Annotated in this window: 12 protein-coding genes; 7 read left to right on the forward strand and 5 right to left on the reverse strand. The window is 57.5% G+C overall.

The genetic code is table 11. The annotated features are described in order from the left end of the window. The first annotated feature begins 6 nt into the window (after nucleotides 1–6). The 3 genes from GGR28_RS01080 to GGR28_RS01090 all read left to right on the forward strand — a co-directional run bounded on the left by GGR28_RS01080 (nucleotide 7) and on the right by GGR28_RS01090 (nucleotide 3416). Nucleotides 7–240: a hypothetical protein gene (locus tag GGR28_RS01080; protein WP_183493868.1), complete on the forward strand. Its 234-nt coding sequence runs from the start codon at nucleotides 7–9 to the stop codon at nucleotides 238–240. After that, nucleotides 237–1649 (forward strand): sodium:solute symporter family protein, encoded by a 1413-nt coding sequence (locus tag GGR28_RS01085; protein ID WP_183493869.1) that lies wholly within the window; start codon nucleotides 237–239, stop codon nucleotides 1647–1649. The genes GGR28_RS01080 and GGR28_RS01085 overlap by 4 nt, the downstream gene beginning before the upstream one ends. Nucleotides 1650–1802: 153 nt before the next feature. Then, nucleotides 1803–3416, forward strand: coding sequence for a hypothetical protein (locus tag GGR28_RS01090; RefSeq protein ID WP_183493870.1), 1614 nt, complete (start codon nucleotides 1803–1805; stop codon nucleotides 3414–3416). Here GGR28_RS01090 and GGR28_RS01095 read toward each other — a convergent pair. The 4 genes from GGR28_RS01095 to GGR28_RS01110 all read right to left on the reverse strand — a co-directional run bounded on the left by GGR28_RS01095 (nucleotide 3410) and on the right by GGR28_RS01110 (nucleotide 8111). Continuing rightward, on the reverse strand, nucleotides 3410–4528 hold the full coding sequence (locus GGR28_RS01095) for an amine oxidase (protein ID WP_221233761.1): 1119 nt from the start codon (nucleotides 4526–4528) through the stop codon (nucleotides 3410–3412). The two genes, GGR28_RS01090 and GGR28_RS01095, sit on opposite strands and share 7 nt — an antisense overlap. Further along, entirely contained in the window at nucleotides 4525–5685 is a 1161-nt protein-coding gene (gene glf, locus GGR28_RS01100; protein ID WP_183493871.1) for a UDP-galactopyranose mutase, read from the reverse strand. Before glf ends, GGR28_RS01095 begins: the two co-directional genes overlap by 4 nt. Next, nucleotides 5682–6785 (reverse strand): glycosyltransferase, encoded by a 1104-nt coding sequence (locus tag GGR28_RS01105; RefSeq protein WP_183493872.1) that lies wholly within the window; start codon nucleotides 6783–6785, stop codon nucleotides 5682–5684. The genes glf and GGR28_RS01105 overlap by 4 nt, the downstream gene beginning before the upstream one ends. A gap of 219 nt (nucleotides 6786–7004) precedes the next feature. Then, nucleotides 7005–8111: an NAD(P)/FAD-dependent oxidoreductase gene (locus GGR28_RS01110; protein WP_221233762.1), complete on the reverse strand. Its 1107-nt coding sequence runs from the start codon at nucleotides 8109–8111 to the stop codon at nucleotides 7005–7007. 40 nt (nucleotides 8112–8151) lie between these two features. Here GGR28_RS01110 and GGR28_RS01115 point away from each other — a divergent pair, with 40 nt between their 5' ends. Further along, nucleotides 8152–9333 (forward strand): class I SAM-dependent rRNA methyltransferase, encoded by a 1182-nt coding sequence (locus tag GGR28_RS01115; protein ID WP_183493873.1) that lies wholly within the window; start codon nucleotides 8152–8154, stop codon nucleotides 9331–9333. Nucleotides 9334–9362: 29 nt separating this feature from the next. Here GGR28_RS01115 and GGR28_RS01120 read toward each other — a convergent pair whose 3' ends face one another. Beyond that, entirely contained in the window at nucleotides 9363–10301 is a 939-nt protein-coding gene (locus tag GGR28_RS01120; protein WP_183493874.1) for a DUF4382 domain-containing protein, read from the reverse strand. A gap of 323 nt (nucleotides 10302–10624) precedes the next feature. On the opposite strand from GGR28_RS01120, the gene GGR28_RS01125 reads away from it, so the two are divergent. From GGR28_RS01125 to GGR28_RS01135, 3 genes are all read left to right on the forward strand, one after another. Next, nucleotides 10625–15913, forward strand: coding sequence for a translocation/assembly module TamB domain-containing protein (locus GGR28_RS01125; RefSeq protein WP_183493875.1), 5289 nt, complete (start codon nucleotides 10625–10627; stop codon nucleotides 15911–15913). Between the two features lie 5 nt (nucleotides 15914–15918). Next, nucleotides 15919–18303 (forward strand): BamA/TamA family outer membrane protein, encoded by a 2385-nt coding sequence (locus GGR28_RS01130; protein ID WP_183493876.1) that lies wholly within the window; start codon nucleotides 15919–15921, stop codon nucleotides 18301–18303. Between the two features lie 76 nt (nucleotides 18304–18379). Beyond that, entirely contained in the window at nucleotides 18380–19549 is a 1170-nt protein-coding gene (locus GGR28_RS01135; protein ID WP_183493877.1) for a zinc-dependent alcohol dehydrogenase, read from the forward strand. Nucleotides 19550–19558 lie beyond the last annotated feature (9 nt).

Raw genomic sequence — 19558 nt, forward strand, 5'->3', positions numbered from 1 at the left:
GCTACCATGAAAGAGGCGGAAGAAAAATATACGGCGTGGCGCATTTGCTGTACCCTCGCCGTAGTGGTGATGGGCCTGGCCTTTACGCCGCTTCTGATTCCGGCTGGAGTCTGGACGCCGACGGTGGCCGGGATGCCCTACGCCCTGTGGACGGGCATTGCCCTTTGCATCGTCATGGTCGGCATCACTTACTTCGCTACGCTGGTACACCCCGGAACTAAAAAAGCTGACCGACCATGATGCTTGCCCTGATCGTCGTTGGAATCGTGTACCTGTCCTTACTGATCGGGGTGTCCGTATGGCAGCGGCGCCTCCAGACCAACAGTAAAGACTACCTGTTCGCGGGCGGCAGCCTGCCCACCGTGCTGGGCCTGTTCACCTTTGCCGCGACCTTGTTCAGCACCTTTACGCTTCTCGGGATGCCCGATCTGTTTCGCGTTCACGGGGTGGGGGCGTGGCACTTTTTGGCCGTCAGCGATATGGCACTCATCTTCGGAGTGATCTGGATCGGATACCACTTCCGTAAAGCGGCCCTGCGTCAGGGGTTTTACGGCATGGCGGGATTTATGAACCAGCGCTACGGCAATCGTTTGGCCGGCGGGGTAGCTTTTTTCGGTGTATTCATCTTCCTGATTCCCTATGTAGCCATCCAGATCAAGGGCGTTTCCGATTTCGTGGCCCATGCGTTTCCGGGTACCCTGCCGGGATGGGGCTGGTCGGTGCTGATGGTTTCGGTCATGTTGCTCTACAGCGAGCTGGGCGGATTGAAGGCCATCGTATATAACGACGCCATTCAGGGCCTGATCGTGCTCGTGGTCATCTGGATCGTGGGCATCAATTGCCTGCAGGGCGTGGGCGGACTGAGTGCGGGATACGCCACCCTGCAACAGCAAGAACCTGCCCTACTTAGCGTACCCGGTCCGAAGGGCTTGTTTACGCCCCAGTTCCTGATCGGCTCGATGGTAGCCATCCTGCTGATCCCCTTTACCCAACCGCAGGTCAGCATTCGACTGGCCATCATGCGCGACGACCGGTCGATGTACCGTATGGCGGTCGGGGTAGGCGTCTTTGCGATCCTGGTGATCCTTCCGACGGCCTTCATCGGGCTGTACGGTTCGGTGCGCTATCCCGAGCTATCGGCCTTCGAATTTTTGACCCAAACGCTGATTCGCGATCAGCCGCCCACCCTTGCGGCCTTCGTGCTTATCGGTCTGCTGGCGGCTGCCATTTCAACCGCCGACTCCCAGATCTTTGCCCTGGGGACGGAGTTGCGCTCCATTCTGGCCATTAAGGACGATCGGCGACTGCTTCGCATCACCAAGGTGGGCATTGGGGTCTTTGCCCTGGTAGCGCTGGCTTTCAGCATCGTGAGTGGCGATCAACTGGCTTTGCTCGCCCGCACCAGCTTCGCGGGTACTTCCCTGCTGGCGCCCATGATTTTCTACGCGATATTCGGGCGGCGGGGCGCGGGGAGCAAGGTATTACCCCTCATGACGCTGGCTGGAATTTTGGTGTTTGTGGGTTCCCTGTTTGGCGTAATCGGGGACCACGTTGCCGGCCTGAGGCTGGACCTATTGCTACTGATTGGGCTTGCGCTGACCGCCTTGGGCGTCGGCCTAATGAATGAGTCAGTCGCCGAAACTTCGTAGGATGGACTTATATAATTAGAATAGTTTTTTCTTCGGGCTACCGCGAATGCCGCCCCGAACAATTCCGCACCAAATGGGTCGTTTTTGCTCCGCACGAGCTGGCCTACGGTAACCGGCCACATTATTGCGTAAACGATCAGGCACAACTAACCTATGTACAGTACCAAACGCTTCCTTCTCCCTTACCTGCTGATCTTACCCATTCTGATGGGGTGGTGGTCGGGACTAGGTGCCCAGCACAAGACGTTCAACGAGGCGGAAAAGGTGGTCATTGACGTCAGTCAACCCTCTTCCCGGCTGGTAAATTTCCGGCACGCCTTCCGCATCGATAGCGTCTACGGACTCCAGAGTGGAGCGTATACTACTACCATCGAGGGCACCTCCTTTCTACGGGTACCCGTGGAAAACATCGGTCAGATCATCATTTATGCCCGGCTCATCGGGTCGGCGGACTCCAGCATCTTCGTCGATAATCCCAAATTGAGCGGGAGCATCACGATTTTACCCATTGTCAACGGTAAGGAAGTCGAAGCGGCCCGTGCCGTTTATCAATTCAGCGGGGCGGATACCTACCGTCAGATATACTATATCAGTCAGACCGTCGATGTGGATGAGGTAATTGTCACCTTCGAATCCACTGCCGGCTATTTCATCCTCTCCCGCGCCGAGATCATTCCCTACACACCCTACGGCATCGACAACATTCGCAACCAACGGCAGTACGACAATCAGCTGAGCTCCAAACCCGAGCGTTACCGAACCTTGCGTGGGGCATACACCGAAGAACTCAAACGGATCGAAAGCTACCATAAAGTCCTACGGGAGCTCATCGGCCGGGAAGAAAGTGCCGGCCTCGCCCGACTCAAAACCCAGGGCTACAACCCCTTCGGATCGGTTGAGTTCCAGCAATACTTTACCCAGCTGCTCGAAAAGGCCGATGCCACGGAGAAAACCGAATTGTCGCAGGTGCGGCGGGATATCTCCCAGTTCAACTTTGAGGACATCGCCCTCACGGTGGATAACCTCCTGCTGGGGGGCAAATTCTCCACCCTGATCGGGTTGATGGGCAATGCGTTCGCAGGAGGCATGTCGATCGCCGACAGCCGCGGCCGTACCCAGGATATTGTCGAACTGGACGGAACCCACTACTTCCGCGACGACCGCGGAAGCAAGATCAAACTGGAAGCCATCGACGACGAAGACGTGCTCCGGAAGGTCGAGGAGCTTTCCCTCAAAAACCGTCAGTTTCAGCAGTACATCTCTATTCTACAGCAGTTTATGGGGCAGGACCTCGACCTGCAGAACAAGATCAACCAGGACATCCTCGTTGCCCGCACCCTCATGGACGAACTGGAAAAAGTACAGTGGCAGCTCCTCGACGACATTACCGACCGCCCCCGCAAGGAGTTCATCGTCGACAATACCATCAACTATACTGCATCCTACGACGCCATCGTCCAGGAATTTCCCGACTTGAACGCAGCCTCGCTAGATTTTCTGGATCAGCAGGAAGTGCGGATGCAAACGGTGAGAAGTGAGCTACGCGACATTCGCACCAAGTACCAACGCCTGCTCGGCAACCTCAAAACCCACTACGACAATCTCTACCAGGACTATCCTCAGGACCGCTTAGCGGCCTTCCAGTCGCTCAATCAGCTTCCGGTCAGCCTGGGTGAATCGTGGAACGAAAATCAGCGGCAGATCATCTCACGTTACAAAGACAGTTCGCTGTTGAATATGCTCAACAGCGCGCTGTCCGGTCAGTAGGCGTGGTTGGTTGAAAGCTTTTGCTGCATCGCCTCCACGGCACGCAACGAAGGGAGGTGGGGAATGCGATTGCCCCGTTCGTCCAGATCGTATAGTCCGCAATTGGAATAGCTCGTCAGGTTATCCCAATCGGGCCGGTCGACCACGGGATAGATGCACACCCCCAGGCAGTCGTCGGTATGCTGCCGCAACAAACGGATTTCCTCGGTAATTTCCAGCAGCCAGGCTGCGCGGCCATCCCCGAAGTGGCCGGTTTCCGAGAGAAAGAACGGCCGATGGTACCGCTGGTGGGCGTGCAACAGCATCTGGTGCAGGGGTACCCGACGCGCTTCCGTGTCCGGCCAGGGTAGGGGCACCACACCGTCGGTCCACTGCCCGTTGTAGTAGTAGTTAAACCCTAAGATATCCAAGTACCGTTCCTGTCCCCCCAGGTCGGGACACATGCGTCCGGCAATGATGTCCATCGCCTGAAACTGATCGTTGTTGAGATTGGCAATGTGGGCGGGACTGGAATGTTCCGTAGGGTGCACCCGAATCAGGGGTTCGACGGTAAGGATCCGGCAGCCGGGATCCGTTTCCAGCAGCGCCTGTATACCGGCAATGGCCGCGCGACAGAGGTGCCACTTGATGTCCCAGCCCGCGTGGGTCGCGAAGGGCACCGTACCCCGCATATCGCCCGAGTGCCACGACAAAAAGCTGATCTCGTTGATGGGAACCACGAACAGGGTATCGGTCACCAGGCTCCGGTGAAAGCCGGCGAAGGCACGGCACAGCGCCACGAAGCGATCTACGAATCGGGGGTGGGTGGGCATGAGGTCGTCGGGGTAACCGAAGTGACACAGGTCCCAGATTACCTGGATACCCCGCCGCTGCGCCGCCAGCACCCTTGCACCGACTTCCGAAAAGTCAAACACGTAGGGAGAGGTTTCCACTGCCGACCAGCAGATGCCCTCCCGGACGGTATAGATGGATAAACCGGCGAGCAAGGTATAGTCTTCCTCCGCACGCAAGTCGTGCTGGGTAGTACGGAGTAAGTTCACGCGATCGCCGGAGCGGTTGACGTGGTCGGCACACTCAAAACCACCCATCAGGAAGGAGCGGAAGGGGGTCAACCGGCCATCGCCTTTACCGCCGTCGTGGGGATGGATTTCAGTTGCTTCGGTTCCAACTGCTGGAACAAATCGAGGGCGTTCTTGAACGCTTGGTCCATGTTGAAGTACTTGTAATTTGCCAGACGTCCCACAAAATACACGTCCTCCAGGGCTTCCGCCTCTTTCCGGTAGCGCTCGTAAATTTCCTGGTTGCGGGCGTTGGGCACAGGATAGTAGGGATCACCCTCGTCGGTGGTATACTCCTTGACGATGGTGGTCACGGCCGGACCCGTCTGGTTACCGAAGTGGCGGTACTCGACGATGCGGGTATAGTCTACTTCGCGACCGGGGTAGTTGATCACGGAATTCTCCTGAAATTCCTTACACTCAACAGTTTCGGACACGAAGTTGATGGAGCGGTACTCCAGCTTCTCGGTCAGGCTGTGCTTAAACTCGAAGAAGCGATCGATGGGACCGGTGTAGAACAGCTTTTCGGGCCGACCGATCTGGTCCTTCACATCGAAGTAATCCGTATTCAGCAGGACTTCAATATTCGGATGATCGAGCAGGGCGGCGAAGAAGCGGGTATAGCCTCCCTTCGGCAGGGCCTGGTACCGGTCGCTAAAGTAGCGATCGTCAAAGTTGGTCCGCACGGGAATGCGATTCAGCACCGATGCATCCAGCTCTTCGGGGTACTTGTCCCACTGCTTCTTGGTGTAGTGACGGAACATTTTTTCGTACAGGTCTTCCCCCACCTTGTGCAGTACGGCATCGCGGCCATTAGCGGCGTCCGGAATGTCGATCCGCTCGGCCTCTAACCACTCGCGCATCTCGCTTTCGTTGCTGATGGAAAGCCCGTATAAAGTATTCACGGTAGTGATGTTGACCGGGATCGGCACGAGTTTGTCGTCGACCTTGGCCAGCACCTTATGTTCCCACGGGTACCACTCGCTGAAGCGGTTTACGTACGCCCATACGTCGTCGTAGTTGGTGTGGAAAAGGTGGGCTCCGTACTTGGAAACGAGAATGCCGTTGTCGTCGACGTAGTCGTAGCAGTTGCCGGCAATATGATCCCGTTTCTCGATGATGGTGACCCGCTTGCCCCGGGAGGCGTAGCGTTCGGCCAGGACGGCACCGGAAATCCCGGCACCAATGATCACAATGTCAGAATGTTTCACGCGGGTTGTTTTGCGATGATGGATTCCATGCGGCGCACGGTGGCGTCCCAGGAGGTTTGGGTTAGGATGGCGGTGTAATCTGGGGCGGAAGCCTCGGCCAGCGCGCTGCGTACGGCCTCGGCAAAGGATGTTGGACTGTTGACGATCTGAACGACGTCGGCGTATTCCCTCACTACGTCCCGAATGGCGGTGGAAACGATGGGCCGACCGGCAGCCATGTACTCCAGGGTTTTGGTAGGACTGATAAACTTCGTTGCGTCGTTCAGGGCAAAGGGCATCATCGCCACGTCGAAACACTGCAGGTAGTTGGGGAGCTGCTGGTAATCGCGCATCCCCGGGTAATGGAGGTTAGACCGGCGGGGCAGATCGTCCGGTGAAATTTTGGCCAGGGGACCGATCATCACGAATTGCACGTCGGGGAGAAGTTCGGCCGTACCGTCCAGCAGGGCCAGGTCAATGCGTTCGTCAATAACTCCGAAGTAGCCAACGATCGGTCGGGAAAGCGCGGCCATATCGTCGGGTACCGGTAACCCCTTCAGCGCACGCGCGAAATGGTCCTGGTCCACCGAACTGGGGAAGCAGTGTACATCGTCGTGGAGTTCCGCTTTCGCTTCGTAGAGGGACCTGCCCCCGGTGAACACTACGTCCGCACGCCGCAGCAGCATCCTTTCCTGTTCGATCAGTTGGGCCGGCGCGCCGCGGAACAGACTTAACTCGTCCATGCAGTCGTAGACTACCTGGTCGAACGACAGCTCGGTAAGCACTCCGATGAAGGCAGGTGAATAGAACCAGCCAACGGACGCTCCGGTGCCGGCGTATTCGGTCACGATTGACCCCACCTGGCCGATATCGGTCACGTTGGGCTGGAGGACATCAAGCCCCTCCTGAACGGATCGCAGCGAGCTTCCGGACTGTTCCGGCCGGTGCCAGGGTTCCTCGACGAGCAGTACACGCTTGCGCTGGGCCAGGCGGCTGATGATGTGTTGGGGGCGTTGGTAGACAAAGTCCCAGCGCAGGTGACAGAACACGACGATATCGTAAGGCCGGCTGGCGGCCAGGGTACCGTGCGTTCCACCCGCCGGGGTGGTAGCATTGGTCATACAAATGTGGTGTTGAAAATGGCTTGTAAAGGACGACTCCTGGTCCCAGGAGTCCGGGTGGGCGTGTTAAAACATAGGCATGGCGCACCGATAATAAGCAACGCGGTCCACCGTAGGGGTTTAACTCAAATTTGAGAAGAATGGTTCTGGAGTGGCCAACTTATGTTGCCGGAAATGCTTTCGGGGGGATGAAATCACTAAAAAATAATGAAGCCGACGCTATTTCAGGTCAAGACACCGGCGTACATCTACCTCGTGCGGCGGGGCCTGACCGTGTTCCAGTAGTTCGAGCAGCCACCGACTACCCAGCGGAGCCAGCGAAGCTCCCTTCGTCCCCAACCCGTTAAAAATGTACAACCGCGGTCGCTCGGGGTGGCTGCCGATTACCATTCGGCGGTCGCGCGCGGTCGGCCGGATAGCGGCACGGTGATCCGTAATGGTAAAGGGTACCGTCATGACTTCCCGCAGACGGTCCGTGAGGTATTCCCGCGCAGCCGGCGTCGGCAGGTCGTCAGTAAAGTTATTTTCACTCGTGGCCCCGATCCAGTAAGATTGATCCGATTGCGGAACCAGAAACACGCGGTGCTTGAACAGCCGATCGAGCGGTGCCTCGGCCGTTGTCACGAACAGTACCTCCCCCTTGTTCCCACCCGGCGGAACAAAGTCAAAGTAAGGATTGAACCGGGAGCGCCAGCCCTCGCAGAAAATAATGCGGTCGTAGCCGTCCGGAAGCCGGTCGTAGTCTACGGACCCCGCGATGAACCGGTTCTCCTCGGAAATCCGATCGCGGAAGGCCGATACGAGCAGGCTAACGTCCACCCGGGCACTATGGCGGACGCAGGCGTAAGCAAAGGCAGGCACCGTGACGTCCGGGATGCGCCCGAGCGCGGGGTGATCCTCCATGTAGTCGGCGTAGCCCGCATCGGCCGATCGCGCCAGCCAGTCGTTCTCGTCTCCGCGGTTGAAAAGGGTTCGCACCAGGGGTGTATCGTGCCACAATTTCACCCCAAGGAGGGTTTCCAACTCTCCGTACAGGCGCCGGGCTTCGGGCAGCAGCTCGTCGATGCGCCAGCTCTTTACGAAGCGGCGACCGGTAATGGGATTGATGATTCCCGCGGCGACGCTACTAGCAGCGGTCTGCTCGGGAGCATCCAGGTAATGCACCCGGTGACCCGCAGCTTCCAGGCGGTAACCGATTAGCGTACCCGCCAGTCCCTGACCGATGATGAGGTAGTCGATGCCGCAAGTTGCGACTTTATTCGACGCTGGAGAAGGAAATCGCTGCGGAGCTTTTTCGGACGTCACCGTATCGGTGCCAGCGCCCATCGGCGGGTGGTTACCTTTGCGGCCTAAAGCCGACTCCCTTATGCGTACGATCACACTTTCCAAAGGCCGCGAAGGCGCCATCCAGCGGCGCAACCCCTGGGTGTTTTCGGGTGCCGTTAAGCAGGAGGAAGATGGCGTGGCTGACGGAGATACCGTTCGGGTGACTGACCACCAGGGCAAACAGCTGGGCGTCGGTCATTACCAGGCGGGAAGCATTCGCGTCCGGCTCCTTTATTTCGGCGAGGCGGAGATGCCCGAGGATCACCTGACCCGTCAACTTGCCGCCGCGATCGAGCTACGTGGCGTCCTGGGGCTGACTGAGGATCCGCTAACCAATGCTTACCGGCTCGTCCATGGGGCCGGCGATGAGCTTCCGGGCCTGGTTGTCGACCGCTACGCTTCGGTTGCGGTGGTGCAATGTCACAGCATTGGGATGCACCATCAGCGCGAAGCGATCGCCGCGGCCTTGCTGAATCTTCTGCCGGGGGTGATCACTTCCGTATACGACAAAAGTAGTGGGGTGCTCCCCGAACGCTATGTGGCCGCGGACAGTACCCTGGCGGGCGATCCCGTGAATGAGGTTGTCGTGCTGGAAAACGGCCGTCGCTTCCACGTAGACATCGCGGGCGGACAGAAGACCGGGTTTTTTCTGGACCAACGCGAAAACCGTTGGTTACTGGGTAGTTACGCCCGGGACCGGCGGGTCCTCAACACGTTCTGCTACACGGGGGGCTTTTCCGTGTATGCCCTGTTGGGCGGCGCCGCGCAGGTGCAAAGTATCGACCTAAGTGCAAAGGCAACGGAACTCACGGCCGAAAACGTCACCCGCAACGGGGAATTCGAAGCCGCACACGAAGCGCATACGGCCGACGTAATGGATTGGCTGAAGGAGAACGCGGAACCTCGGTCTTACGACATCGTCGTGGTAGACCCACCGGCCTTCGCTAAAAACAAGCACCGTCGCCACAAGGCCGTGCAGGCCTATAAGAGATTAAATGCCCGGGCGATTGAGGCCATTAAACCGGGGGGGCTGCTGTTTACCTTCAGCTGCAGCAGGGTAGTGGACCGTCAGCTTTTCTACGATACCATTGTAGCGGCGGGACTCGAATCGGGGCGGCGGGCGCAGGTCCTGCACCGTCTCGGGCAGGGGCCGGACCACCCGGTAAACCTTTTCCACCCGGAAGGGGAATATTTAAAGGGACTGGTACTGCGCATCGATTAGCCGTACCAGTCCCCTCGGAGGTTCCGCTCCTAGCGGATCAGTGAAGTAAGCGTGAAGTCGGCGGTGGTGGTGCTGGAGGCATTCACACTAAGCCCGAGCAGGTTAACGCCCGCAAGTGCGCTGGCGGAGAAGGTGCCGCGCATCTCGATCTTGCCGTCGCTATCGGTGTCCTTATAAGACACCGCGACCAACTCGTAGGTGCCGGACGGCAGAAAGGCGAGGGTGTAGTCGCCACTGGCCTTCACAGTCGTGCTCGATACGGCCCGGAGAAACCGGCTGTTCTCTTCCCCCTCGGCTTCCTGGCTGGAGTAGGTGCCTTTTTCGTAAGCGTAGACCACGATCGTGCCGTCTTCGGAAGTGGAGTTGGTCACCGTGCCGCTCAGGGTGCCCGACTGGTCGCGCCGCACCATTCTGACCGAGCTCTGGAGCCGGCTTTCCCCCGCAAAGCGGTAGGATTCGCTTGCGCCTTCCGTGCGGATCAGCGCCTTGCGCAGGTCAAAGTCGACCACGGCCTGTACGGCGCTGTTCTGCTTAACTTCCGTCGTGGAGTTCTCGATGCGGATCACGCCTTCGTTCGCGACCTCCAGGGCGACCTTTTCGTTGTCCTGGTTCAGCAGGTAGCAGCCCGGCTGACCGTTTACGTCTCCGTCTTCGAGGACTAAGTCGATACTCGAATAGGTTTTGGCGTCGAGTTGGCCGGTGAACAGAGTGGCGGTTTTTCCTTCGGTCAGGGAGGACAGTTCTACGGTAGTCTGATTGAAGCCCTCGACGGAATTTCCGTCGAGCCGTACATCGGTTACGGTGACAAAGACCGCCTTTACGCTGGCGTCGTCAATGGGTGCATCGGTGATTTCCATGGAGAATTCTCCCTTGGCCTCGGTACTGGACTCTTCCTTTTCACAGGAGGGCAGCAGCAGGAAAAGGAATAAGGCCGGTGCAAAAAGTTTCGGCAAATTAAACGTTGTCATCTGGAATACGGATTTAATGAATGCGGGTACGGGTCTGACCGCTACGGGGGGTGGTAGCAGCCGGTATAAAAAATGTGATCACCGGTACCCGCGTAAATAGGATAAAGTGAGTGGGCGCCATCAGCTGTCATCAAGACATTGATCACCGCCCGAACTGCGCAATGAACGAGGAAGGGACAGAACGTATTGTGGGCGGAGCGGTCGGGTTGAAATCGGTCGGCTTGTGGTGTCCGCTAACTTTCGGTATGCCGAACCGGGGAATACCGAACCTAGTAAAACATCCCCGGTTCTAAGGCGGTAACCCCAAACAAGTATTTCACCCTTTGGCAGCAAGTACAGGTAAGAAAGTAGGCAGATTCATCTTTTGGTTCGTCGCCTCGCTGCTGGGGTTGATCGTGCTGCTGTTTTTGTTGATCCAACTGCCCTTCGTTCAGCGAAAAATCACGACCGAGATCGAGAAGATCGCACAGTCTACGCTGCAGACCGACCTGGGTATCGGCGACATCAGCATCAAATTTCCTTCCCGCCTGGAGGTCGACAACCTGTACATCAACAACCCGGCCGGTGACACCATCGCCAAGTTGGGCCACCTGGGTCTGGGAATCAATATGTGGTCGCTCGTCAGGTCGACGGCCGAAATTACCGACGTCGAGATCAACGATGTATACGCTAATGTCGTCACGACGGATTCGAGCAGCAACATCCAGTTCCTGCTTGATGCCTTCTTACCGGTAGACACCGTGGCCATGGCCGATTCTCCCGCGGCCGATTCAGTAGCAGCCACCTCCGGTGGCTGGCTGATCGATCTGAACGGCGCGTCGCTCTCGCTCACCAATGCGGACATTTACTACCAAGACGATCCCGCCGGTATACTCGCCGACGTGACCGCCCGTACCTTGCAGGCCGAAATCAACGAGGCCGACCTGAATGCGATGCGCTTTGACATCGATTACGTGGACCTTGAGGGAACGGACATCGCCGTTGCCATCGGTGAAAGCAGCACGCCGGTCGATACGACCGCGGAAACCGTTCCGATCGAACTCGTTGCCGGAAGGCTCACCATTTCGGAGAGTGCATTCCAGATGAGCATGGACAGCCTGGATATCGCAACGGAGCTCCCCTACGTCAACTTGGAAGGATCCGAACTTACGATGGGCGACAGCATGGCCTTTCGGGGCGAACTGTTTCAGTTGCGGGACTTCGCACTGCGGATGGACACCCCCGCACCGCCCTTGGAGGGTCCGGGAATCGACTACAACCATTTGGCTCTGAGCGCGGTAGAGGCCGAAGCCACCGACATTGCTTACATCGTCGATTCATTGCACCTGCGTCTCCGCCAACTGAGTGCGCGCGAAAAGAGCGGTCTGGAAGTAGTTAAAACCGAAGGTACCGTGGTGTACAATCCTTCCTTTCTAGGCCTACAGAATTTTGTGCTGGAGACTACGAACAGCGCGTTGCGCAGCGACGATACGGCGATCAAGTACGACTTTGCGTCCACCGACCTGGAAAAAATGGTGGCCCGGGCGCAGCTCGACGGTCATTTAGGAATGCGTGACATTGCGCTCATCGCGCCCGACCTGGCCTCGGAATCCATTATCAACAGCAATCTCGGGCAGCAGATCAACTTTTCCCTCCGGGCGGACGGCACCGTTGCGCAACTGGAGATCGGCCGGATACAAATCGATGGGCCCGGTATTAAAGTACGCGCTAGCGGATCGGCCATGAATATTCTGGACACGGAGCGGGTAGGGGGCAGATTGTTCCTACGGGAATTTAGCATCACGCCAGGCCCCCTTCTGCCGCTCCTACCCCAGGGCACCCTGCCGCCCGGCATCGACTGGCCGCAACGGATCATCGCGGAGGGCAGGGCGGAATACCGGAACGATCGTCTCGTGCTCGACCTGTACGCGCTGGAGAATCGGGTATTCGGCAACGGCCTGAACAGCCGCGTAAGGACCAGTGGCATCGTAAATGGTGTAACGGCCTTTCCCCGCACCCGGCTTGACGTAACGCTGGATACGCTGCTGGCTACCCGGGCCACGATACTGGCCTATGTTCCCCCCGGCACCCTGCCCGAAGACTATACTCTCCCGGATTACGTACGGGGGAGTGGCTCGGTGACCGGCCCGATGGAGAACCTGGACGTTAACCTGCGACTCAATTTACCCGGCGACAGCACCTACGCCCGCATCAACGGCAACGTGCGCAATGCCATGGATCCGGATAAGCTGTCACTGGATCTGGAAGTAAGCGACCTCGGCATAAACATTGCCGACGTACGGAGCATTTTGCCCGATAGCCTGCTGCCGGCCAACGTCAATCTTCCCGATCTACGCATTCGGAATGCCCATATATCCGGTTCGCTCACCGATATGACCTTCGACGTACCCCTGGAAACCTCGAACGGAAACTGGGATTTGAGTGGGAGGTACAACCCCGAAGACCTCAACGTAACCGCTAATTTAACCGGCATCAGCATACCCGACTTGTTCATCGGGCCGCTACGTGACACTTTGCTTAAGCTCGAACTCGGTCCCCTGAACGTGAATGCCGAGGTAACCGGAAAGCTTGAGCCCACGATGGATCTGGATGTTGCTGCCATGGTCACTTACGCCGACGGGGATTCCCTGCTCGATCTTACTGCATTGGTTACCGATTCCCGTTACTCCGGCGAGTTTGCCGTGAAGCATCCCGATATGTTGGTGAGGGGAAGCGGGAAGTACCTGATCAACGCTGATAGTACAGTCTTCGTGGAAGGTCTGGTGGACGTGGAGCGGATCGAGCTGCGGAAATGGGGACTTACTTCCCAACGTATGGAAGTCTCCGGCGACATCGTGGCCCGTAGCGAGGGAATCGATCCGTATGCACTGGATGCTTTCTTCCGCCTGGACGACTTTATCCTGCGCGGCGAGACGGGAAGCAGCTACGTCGACAGCTTGTTGCTGACGGCCTCCATGCACGACTGGGACAACAAGATATACCTGCGCTCGGACGTCATCGACGGTGATGTGGTGGGTCGTTTCGATCCCCTGAAAACCCCGGAGAAGCTGACCCAATTTTTGATCGGGTACTGGGACCCCTCGGTCCGGCAGCCCGATCCCGTGGAGGACGGCAACTCAATGGACGTCAGTCTAAACCTAAAGCGTCCGCAGGTGCTGACCGGTGGCTTGGTGGATGGGCTGACCCAACTGTCTCCAATGAATATGTCGTTGCTCTACCGCGACGCTCAGCCGGAGTTGTTGTTCAACCTGAATCTGGGCGAGTTAGTGTTCTCCGGCATCGAAGCCCGCGACCTGCACATGAAGGCCATCGGTGATACCTCTTCACTGAATTTCACCGCCGACTGGGGGGATGTGAACTACAACGACCAGGTACAGCTCGGGCGGACGGTCATATCCGCAGAGACCATCGACGAGCAATTGCTGGTGGAACTCAAACTGTATACCGAGGCGGACAGCCTGCGCCACTATCTCGGTGCCTACATCGATCAGGAGGGTGATTCACTGACGGTGCAGCTAGAGGAAGAGCAAATCCTGAATTTCGATACGTGGATGGTCCCCGCCAACAACCTGATTGCGCTGGCGGGGCCGAATTTGATCATCAACAACTTTTCCCTCCGGCACCAGACCCAGTCGCTGATGGCGCAATCTGCCGACTCGAACAAGGTCCGGATCGAGTTCGAAAACTTCGATTTGCATACTCCGAGTCGTTTGCTGTTCTCGGAGGAGGAAGTACTGGGGGGCATTCTTAACGGGACGGTAGGCCTGGACAACGTCCTGTCGAACCTGGGGATTCAAACCGATCTGACGATTGAAGACTTGTCCTGGACGGGAACCGTAGTGGGAGACGTGACCGCCCGGGTGACGAGCGGCGATGAGCAGAATTACAACATTGACGTGGCACTCACCGATGAGGGCAACGAAATGACCGTCACCGGCGATTACGCCCTGAACGGCCCGATGGATCTCCTGATCGATTTGCAACGGTTTCAGTTGTCGAGTGCCGAACCATTCAGCCTGGGATACCTCACCGACACCGAAGGGTACCTTACCGGGCAAATTGACCTGACGGGTACTATCGACGCCCCCGTTCTCGATGGCAGCGTGGCCTTCCGCGAAGCTAGCCTGGTGATCAGTCTGCTGGGTGAGCGGTTCCGTATGGGTGAAAACCCCATCACCTTCACCGGTCAGCGCATCACCTTTACCGACGGACTAAGTATCTACGATACCAAGAACAACGATGCCGTACTGACCGGCGACATCTATCTCAATAGCCTGAGCGACATCCGGCTCGATATGCTGTTGGTAGCCGAGGACTTTACGGCCATCAATTCCACCGACGACGACAATCCCGACTACTACGGAACCATGTCGGTCGACGCACGGGTCGAGATAGGCGGTACCGCCACCCTTCCCGTGCTCAATGTAGACGCAACCACCAACGACGGCTCGGACATTACGTACATCTATTCCGTCCCTTCCGAGGGCCTGGTCGACAACGAGGGCATCATCGAATTCGAGGAAAAGTACCAGTGGGGGGACATCATTCGGCGGGATACCACCATCAACACCGATTCGCTCGTGTCCGCACGCACTGGGATCGATATGACCATCAACCTTGACATTAAGCCCAACTTATCGGTCACCGTGGTGGTCGATCCGGCCACCGGTCAAACCTTTGTCGGACGGGCCGAAGGCAATCTGACGCTAAAGATAAATCCGGACGGTAGTCAGGAGGCCACCGGGCGGGTCGAAGTAGTACAGGGGCGCTACGACTTCATCTACCAGGTCATCAATAAGGAACTGGATATCGTGAAGGGGAGCACCGTGACCTTCAACGGGGACATTCAGAATCCGATCCTCGATGTCACCGTGCGGTACGCCGTCAAGACTTCACCGCTCCCGCTGGTCGAAGCGATGAGCGGAGGATCGGTTTCCGATGCCGGCACCCTGAGGCGAAAGCAAACCTTCTACGCCCTGATCGGACTGGAAGGGGAGCTTACGAACAGCAAACTGACCACCAACGTCGAGTACCCGGAGGGCGTCTACGGCAACCTCGGACTTAGCTCCGTGTCCAACGCACTTTCCGCACTGCGGCAGGACGACAGCCGACTGACTACTACGACCTTTCAGCTGCTGGCCTTTGACGGATTTAATATCCCGATCATCGACCAGGGCGGAGGAGACGGTACCAGTCTGGTCAACACCACCCTCAATAATGCGCTGGGAGGATACCTGAATAACCTGGCCAACAAATACGTCGGCTTCGTTGAACTCGATTTCGGTCTGGACAGCTACCAGGCAACGAACGGTCAGACCAACACCAACCTTCGGGTAAGTTTACGGAAGACCCTGTTTGACGACCGGGTAGTCATCAGTGTAGATGGCGTTGCCGGCAACGCCGCCGACGAGGCAGCCGGTACCCAGCAGACCTACCTGGACAACATTACCGCCGAGTACCTCATCAACGACGACGGCACCTTCCGACTGAAATTTTTCAACGACCGGGACCGCGACATTCTCGTGGGAGGCAACGTCCTTCGCTACGGCGGGCGACTGACCTTCAGCAAGGATTTCGACCGTTTCTTCTGGACGCCAAATAAGAATCAATGATGGGCATGCGATTAATTCTGGCCCTGCTTGTCGTCACCGTCACCGGGTGCAAAGTGACCAAGTACCTGCCCGAGGGTGAACTACTCTACCGGGGCGCGTCGCTCACCATAGAGTCTGCCGATAGCGTGAATACCGACGAGTTGGAGACGGAACTTACCGCGGCACTGAATCAGAACACCAACCAGAAGATTCCCCTGATCGGATACCGCAACATCTGGCGCTACTATAAATTCGAGGAGAAAAAGGCCCGTAAGCCGGAAAAGTATGCTGACGATCCCGACGAGATAAGGGGCGAGGAGCCCATCTTCTTCGACGAAAATGTCGTGGAGGCAGTCAGCGACCTACTGGAAAACCGGGCGTCCAACAACGGATACTTCCTGAACGAGGCCACGTACAGCCTGGACACTAACCTACAGGCGCGGGAAGTTGCGGCCGACTATGTCATTTCGGTGGGTACGCCCTATACGATCGACTCCGTAGAGTATTTTTGGAGAGATACCAGTGTAGCCAGAATCGTTAACGCGGCAAGATCAACTACGTATTTGGAACGGGGAATCCGCTACGATCTGGACGCCATCAAGGCCGAACGGAACCGCTGGCAGGAAGCCCTCAAGCAGGAGGGGTATTTTTACGCCAACGGGAATGATTTTATTTTCCTGGCGGATACGGTTACCGGCGACTACGAAGTAGACCTGCTCGCCAAACTGAAAACCGACGTGCCCCCCCAGGATTTACGGCCCCAACGCATCACCGAAGTCAACATCTTCCCGAACTTCGACCTTTCGGACACCACCGACCGGGGCAGTATCAACCTGACCGAACTGAATGGCCTCAACATCCGGTGCGAAGATTGCCCCCTGCGTCCCAAAATAATTGACGAGGGCTTCTACATGGCTGCCGGAGATTTGTACAATCCGGATCGCCACCGCAAAACCCTCCAGCGCCTGGCCAGCTACAACATCTTTCGTTACATCAGCCTCGATTACGAGGACGTACCGGGGTCAGACTCCACCCTGATCCTCAACGCCTTCATGGACCCGCTGCCCCGCCACCGGTTCGAGGGGGAACTGGGATTGACCTACAACAGCGCACGGTACGTAGGTCCGAACGTGCGCCTCGCCTACTCCAACCGCAACCTGCTGCACGGGGCCGAACTATTTAAGCTGGAGGGAGACTTTAGCTACGCGGTGTTTCTCGGGAACCGGGATCAGATTCGGGTGCCCACCTCCGGTATCTACGGGCTGACTGCCTCGTTGACCGTGCCCCGGCTCTGGCTTCCAAATCGGCGTAAGCTCATTCCCCGGGTACTAAGCAGCGGTACGGTGATGTCGCTAGGGGGGAAGTTGGAAAGCCTATCCCTTACATTGAGCAAATTCAGCACCGAGATCGCGCAGCTTAACTTGTCTGAACTGGCCGACCTGCTGGAGGAAAATCCGGAAGCGAGCGAATCGGTCAGCCTGCTGCAGATAAAGGCGGAGTACGGTTACACCTGGCGGAGACGCGTCAAGAAAAGTCACCTCCTGAACCCCCTTTCGATCAGGCTACAGGACCCGGTAGTGAGCAACGACGAAGTACTCGACATCGCCCGGAACCTCGGTCTTGCCGAGGGTGCTTCGGATGCAAATACGAGCGCCACCAGCCGCTTCGACCGCATGATCGTGTATTCACCGAATTACACACTGACCTACGATTCCCGCCTGGACGGAGAGGACCGCCAGAACATATTCTGGCAGCAGTACCTGTCCATGAACTTCAATAATGTGTTTCCGGTCGGCAGTGGTACCGAAGACATCGGTCGCGTGTCGAGTATTTATCCCCAGCTGGAGACGGACCTTAGGTACTACCTAGGACTTACGCCTAAGCTACAGCTAGCCACCCGCCTACACGGAGGCATTGCTTATCCCATTACGGACCGGGCCATCGTCCCTTACTTTGATCTGTACACCATTGGCGGACCTAACAGCCTCCGTGGTTTTGCCCCCCGGCAACTCGGCCCGGGACGGACCGCGCCGGTGAACAACAACCTGCTGACTTCAAGCGGATATGGCAACCTCCTACTTGAGTCCAGCCTGGAGCTCCGGCAGCAGGTCACCCCGCTGATCGAGTTAGCAGCCTTTATCGATGCCGGTAACGTATGGACCTATAAGACCGAGTTCGAGCCGCTCGACACCGACTTCCGCCAGGGTGATTTCATCGACGAGCTGGCGATGGATTACGGCATCGGATTCCGCTTCGACCTGACCTTCCTCATTTTCCGGCTCGACCTGGCAAAGCCCTTTCAAATCCCCTATCAGGACGCCGTCAACGATTTTCAAATCCCCCAAAAGTTTGTCGGTGATCCGGTTGACAAAAATATTCGACTGGTTGTGGCCTTCGGCTACCCCTTTTAATTCGCCGGTCGGCTGATCTAACAATGCACACGTCCGAACCTTCCGGTACATTTTCCTATACATAGGAAAAGAACCAATGAGAGCATTAACCTATCACGGTCAGGGCGACGTACGCGTAGACACCCACCCCGACCCCCGCATTGAAAAACCCACCGACGCCATCATCCGCATTACCTCAACGGCGATCTGTGGCTCCGACCTGCACCTGTTTGACGGTTTCGTCCCCATGATGAAGGCGGGCGACATCATTGGTCACGAACCAATGGGCGTCGTAGAGGAAGTGGGCTCGGCCGTAAAGAATATTAAAAAGGGAGACCGGGTGGTGGTTTCCTTCACCATCTCCTGCGGCAGCTGCTGGTTCTGCGAGCAGACCATGTATTCCCTCTGCGACAACTCTAACCCCAAGCCCGAAAATGCCGAGAAGGCAATGGGCCATTCTCCGGCCGGTGTGTACGGCTATTCCCACTTACTGGGCGGAATTCCGGGCGGACAGGCCGAATACCTCCGGGTGCCCTACGCTGATGTGGGAACCATCAAGATCGCCAGCGACCTGCCGGACGAAAAAGTATTGTTCCTATCCGACATTTTCCCGACCGGTTACATGGCCGCCGAAAACGCCCAAATCGAGGACGGCGACACCGTAGCCATTTGGGGCTGTGGGCCCGTAGGTCAATTTGCCATCCAGAGCGCGTGGATGATGGGGGCCGGCCGGGTGATCGCCATCGACCAGGTGCCCGAGCGACTGGCGCTCGCTAAAACCCACGGCAAGGCCGAAACGATCGACTTCTCCGAAACCGATGTCCTGGAAAAGCTCAAGGAGATGACGGGCGGCCGCGGTCCCGATCGGTGCATCGACGCCGTTGGTGCGGAGTCCCACGCCGCCAATCAGGTCACCGCAGCTGCGGACGACCTCAAGCAAACCATGCACCTGCAATCCGACCGCCCCTACGTGCTCCAGCAAGCGATCATGGCCTGCCGTAAGGGAGGAACGCTGTCGGTACCGGGAGTTTATGCCCAAAACGTCACCCTGCCCTTCGGAGCGGCCATGAACAAAGGGCTCACCTTTAAGATGGGACAGACCCACGTACAGCGGTACCTCCAACCGCTACTCGATAAGATCGAGGCCGGTGAGATCGATCCGAGTTTCCTGATCACCCACACCGAACCCCTCGAGAACGCACCCGAGATGTACAAGACCTTCCGCGACAAGAAGGACGGCTGCATCAAGGTCGTACTGAAGCCGTAACAACCTAGC

The organism is Neolewinella aquimaris, from assembly GCF_014197245.1.
Classification (GTDB): domain Bacteria; phylum Bacteroidota; class Bacteroidia; order Chitinophagales; family Saprospiraceae; genus Neolewinella; species Neolewinella aquimaris.

Excerpts from the sequence above, each read along its gene's own strand:
- GGR28_RS01110 (WP_221233762.1), bottom strand. The coding sequence starts at position 8,111 with ATGGGCGCTGGCACCGATACGGTGACGTCCGAAAAAGCTCCGCAGCGA.
- GGR28_RS01090 (WP_183493870.1), top strand. The coding sequence starts at position 1,803 with ATGTACAGTACCAAACGCTTCCTTCTCCCTTACCTGCTGATCTTACCC.
- GGR28_RS01130 (WP_183493876.1), top strand. The coding sequence starts at position 15,919 with ATGCGATTAATTCTGGCCCTGCTTGTCGTCACCGTCACCGGGTGCAAA.
- GGR28_RS01085 (WP_183493869.1), top strand. The coding sequence starts at position 237 with ATGATGCTTGCCCTGATCGTCGTTGGAATCGTGTACCTGTCCTTACTG.
- GGR28_RS01080 (WP_183493868.1), top strand. The coding sequence starts at position 7 with ATGAAAGAGGCGGAAGAAAAATATACGGCGTGGCGCATTTGCTGTACC.
- GGR28_RS01135 (WP_183493877.1), top strand. The coding sequence starts at position 18,380 with ATGAGAGCATTAACCTATCACGGTCAGGGCGACGTACGCGTAGACACC.
- GGR28_RS01120 (WP_183493874.1), bottom strand. The coding sequence starts at position 10,301 with ATGACAACGTTTAATTTGCCGAAACTTTTTGCACCGGCCTTATTCCTT.
- GGR28_RS01115 (WP_183493873.1), top strand. The coding sequence starts at position 8,152 with ATGCGTACGATCACACTTTCCAAAGGCCGCGAAGGCGCCATCCAGCGG.
- GGR28_RS01105 (WP_183493872.1), bottom strand. The coding sequence starts at position 6,785 with ATGACCAATGCTACCACCCCGGCGGGTGGAACGCACGGTACCCTGGCC.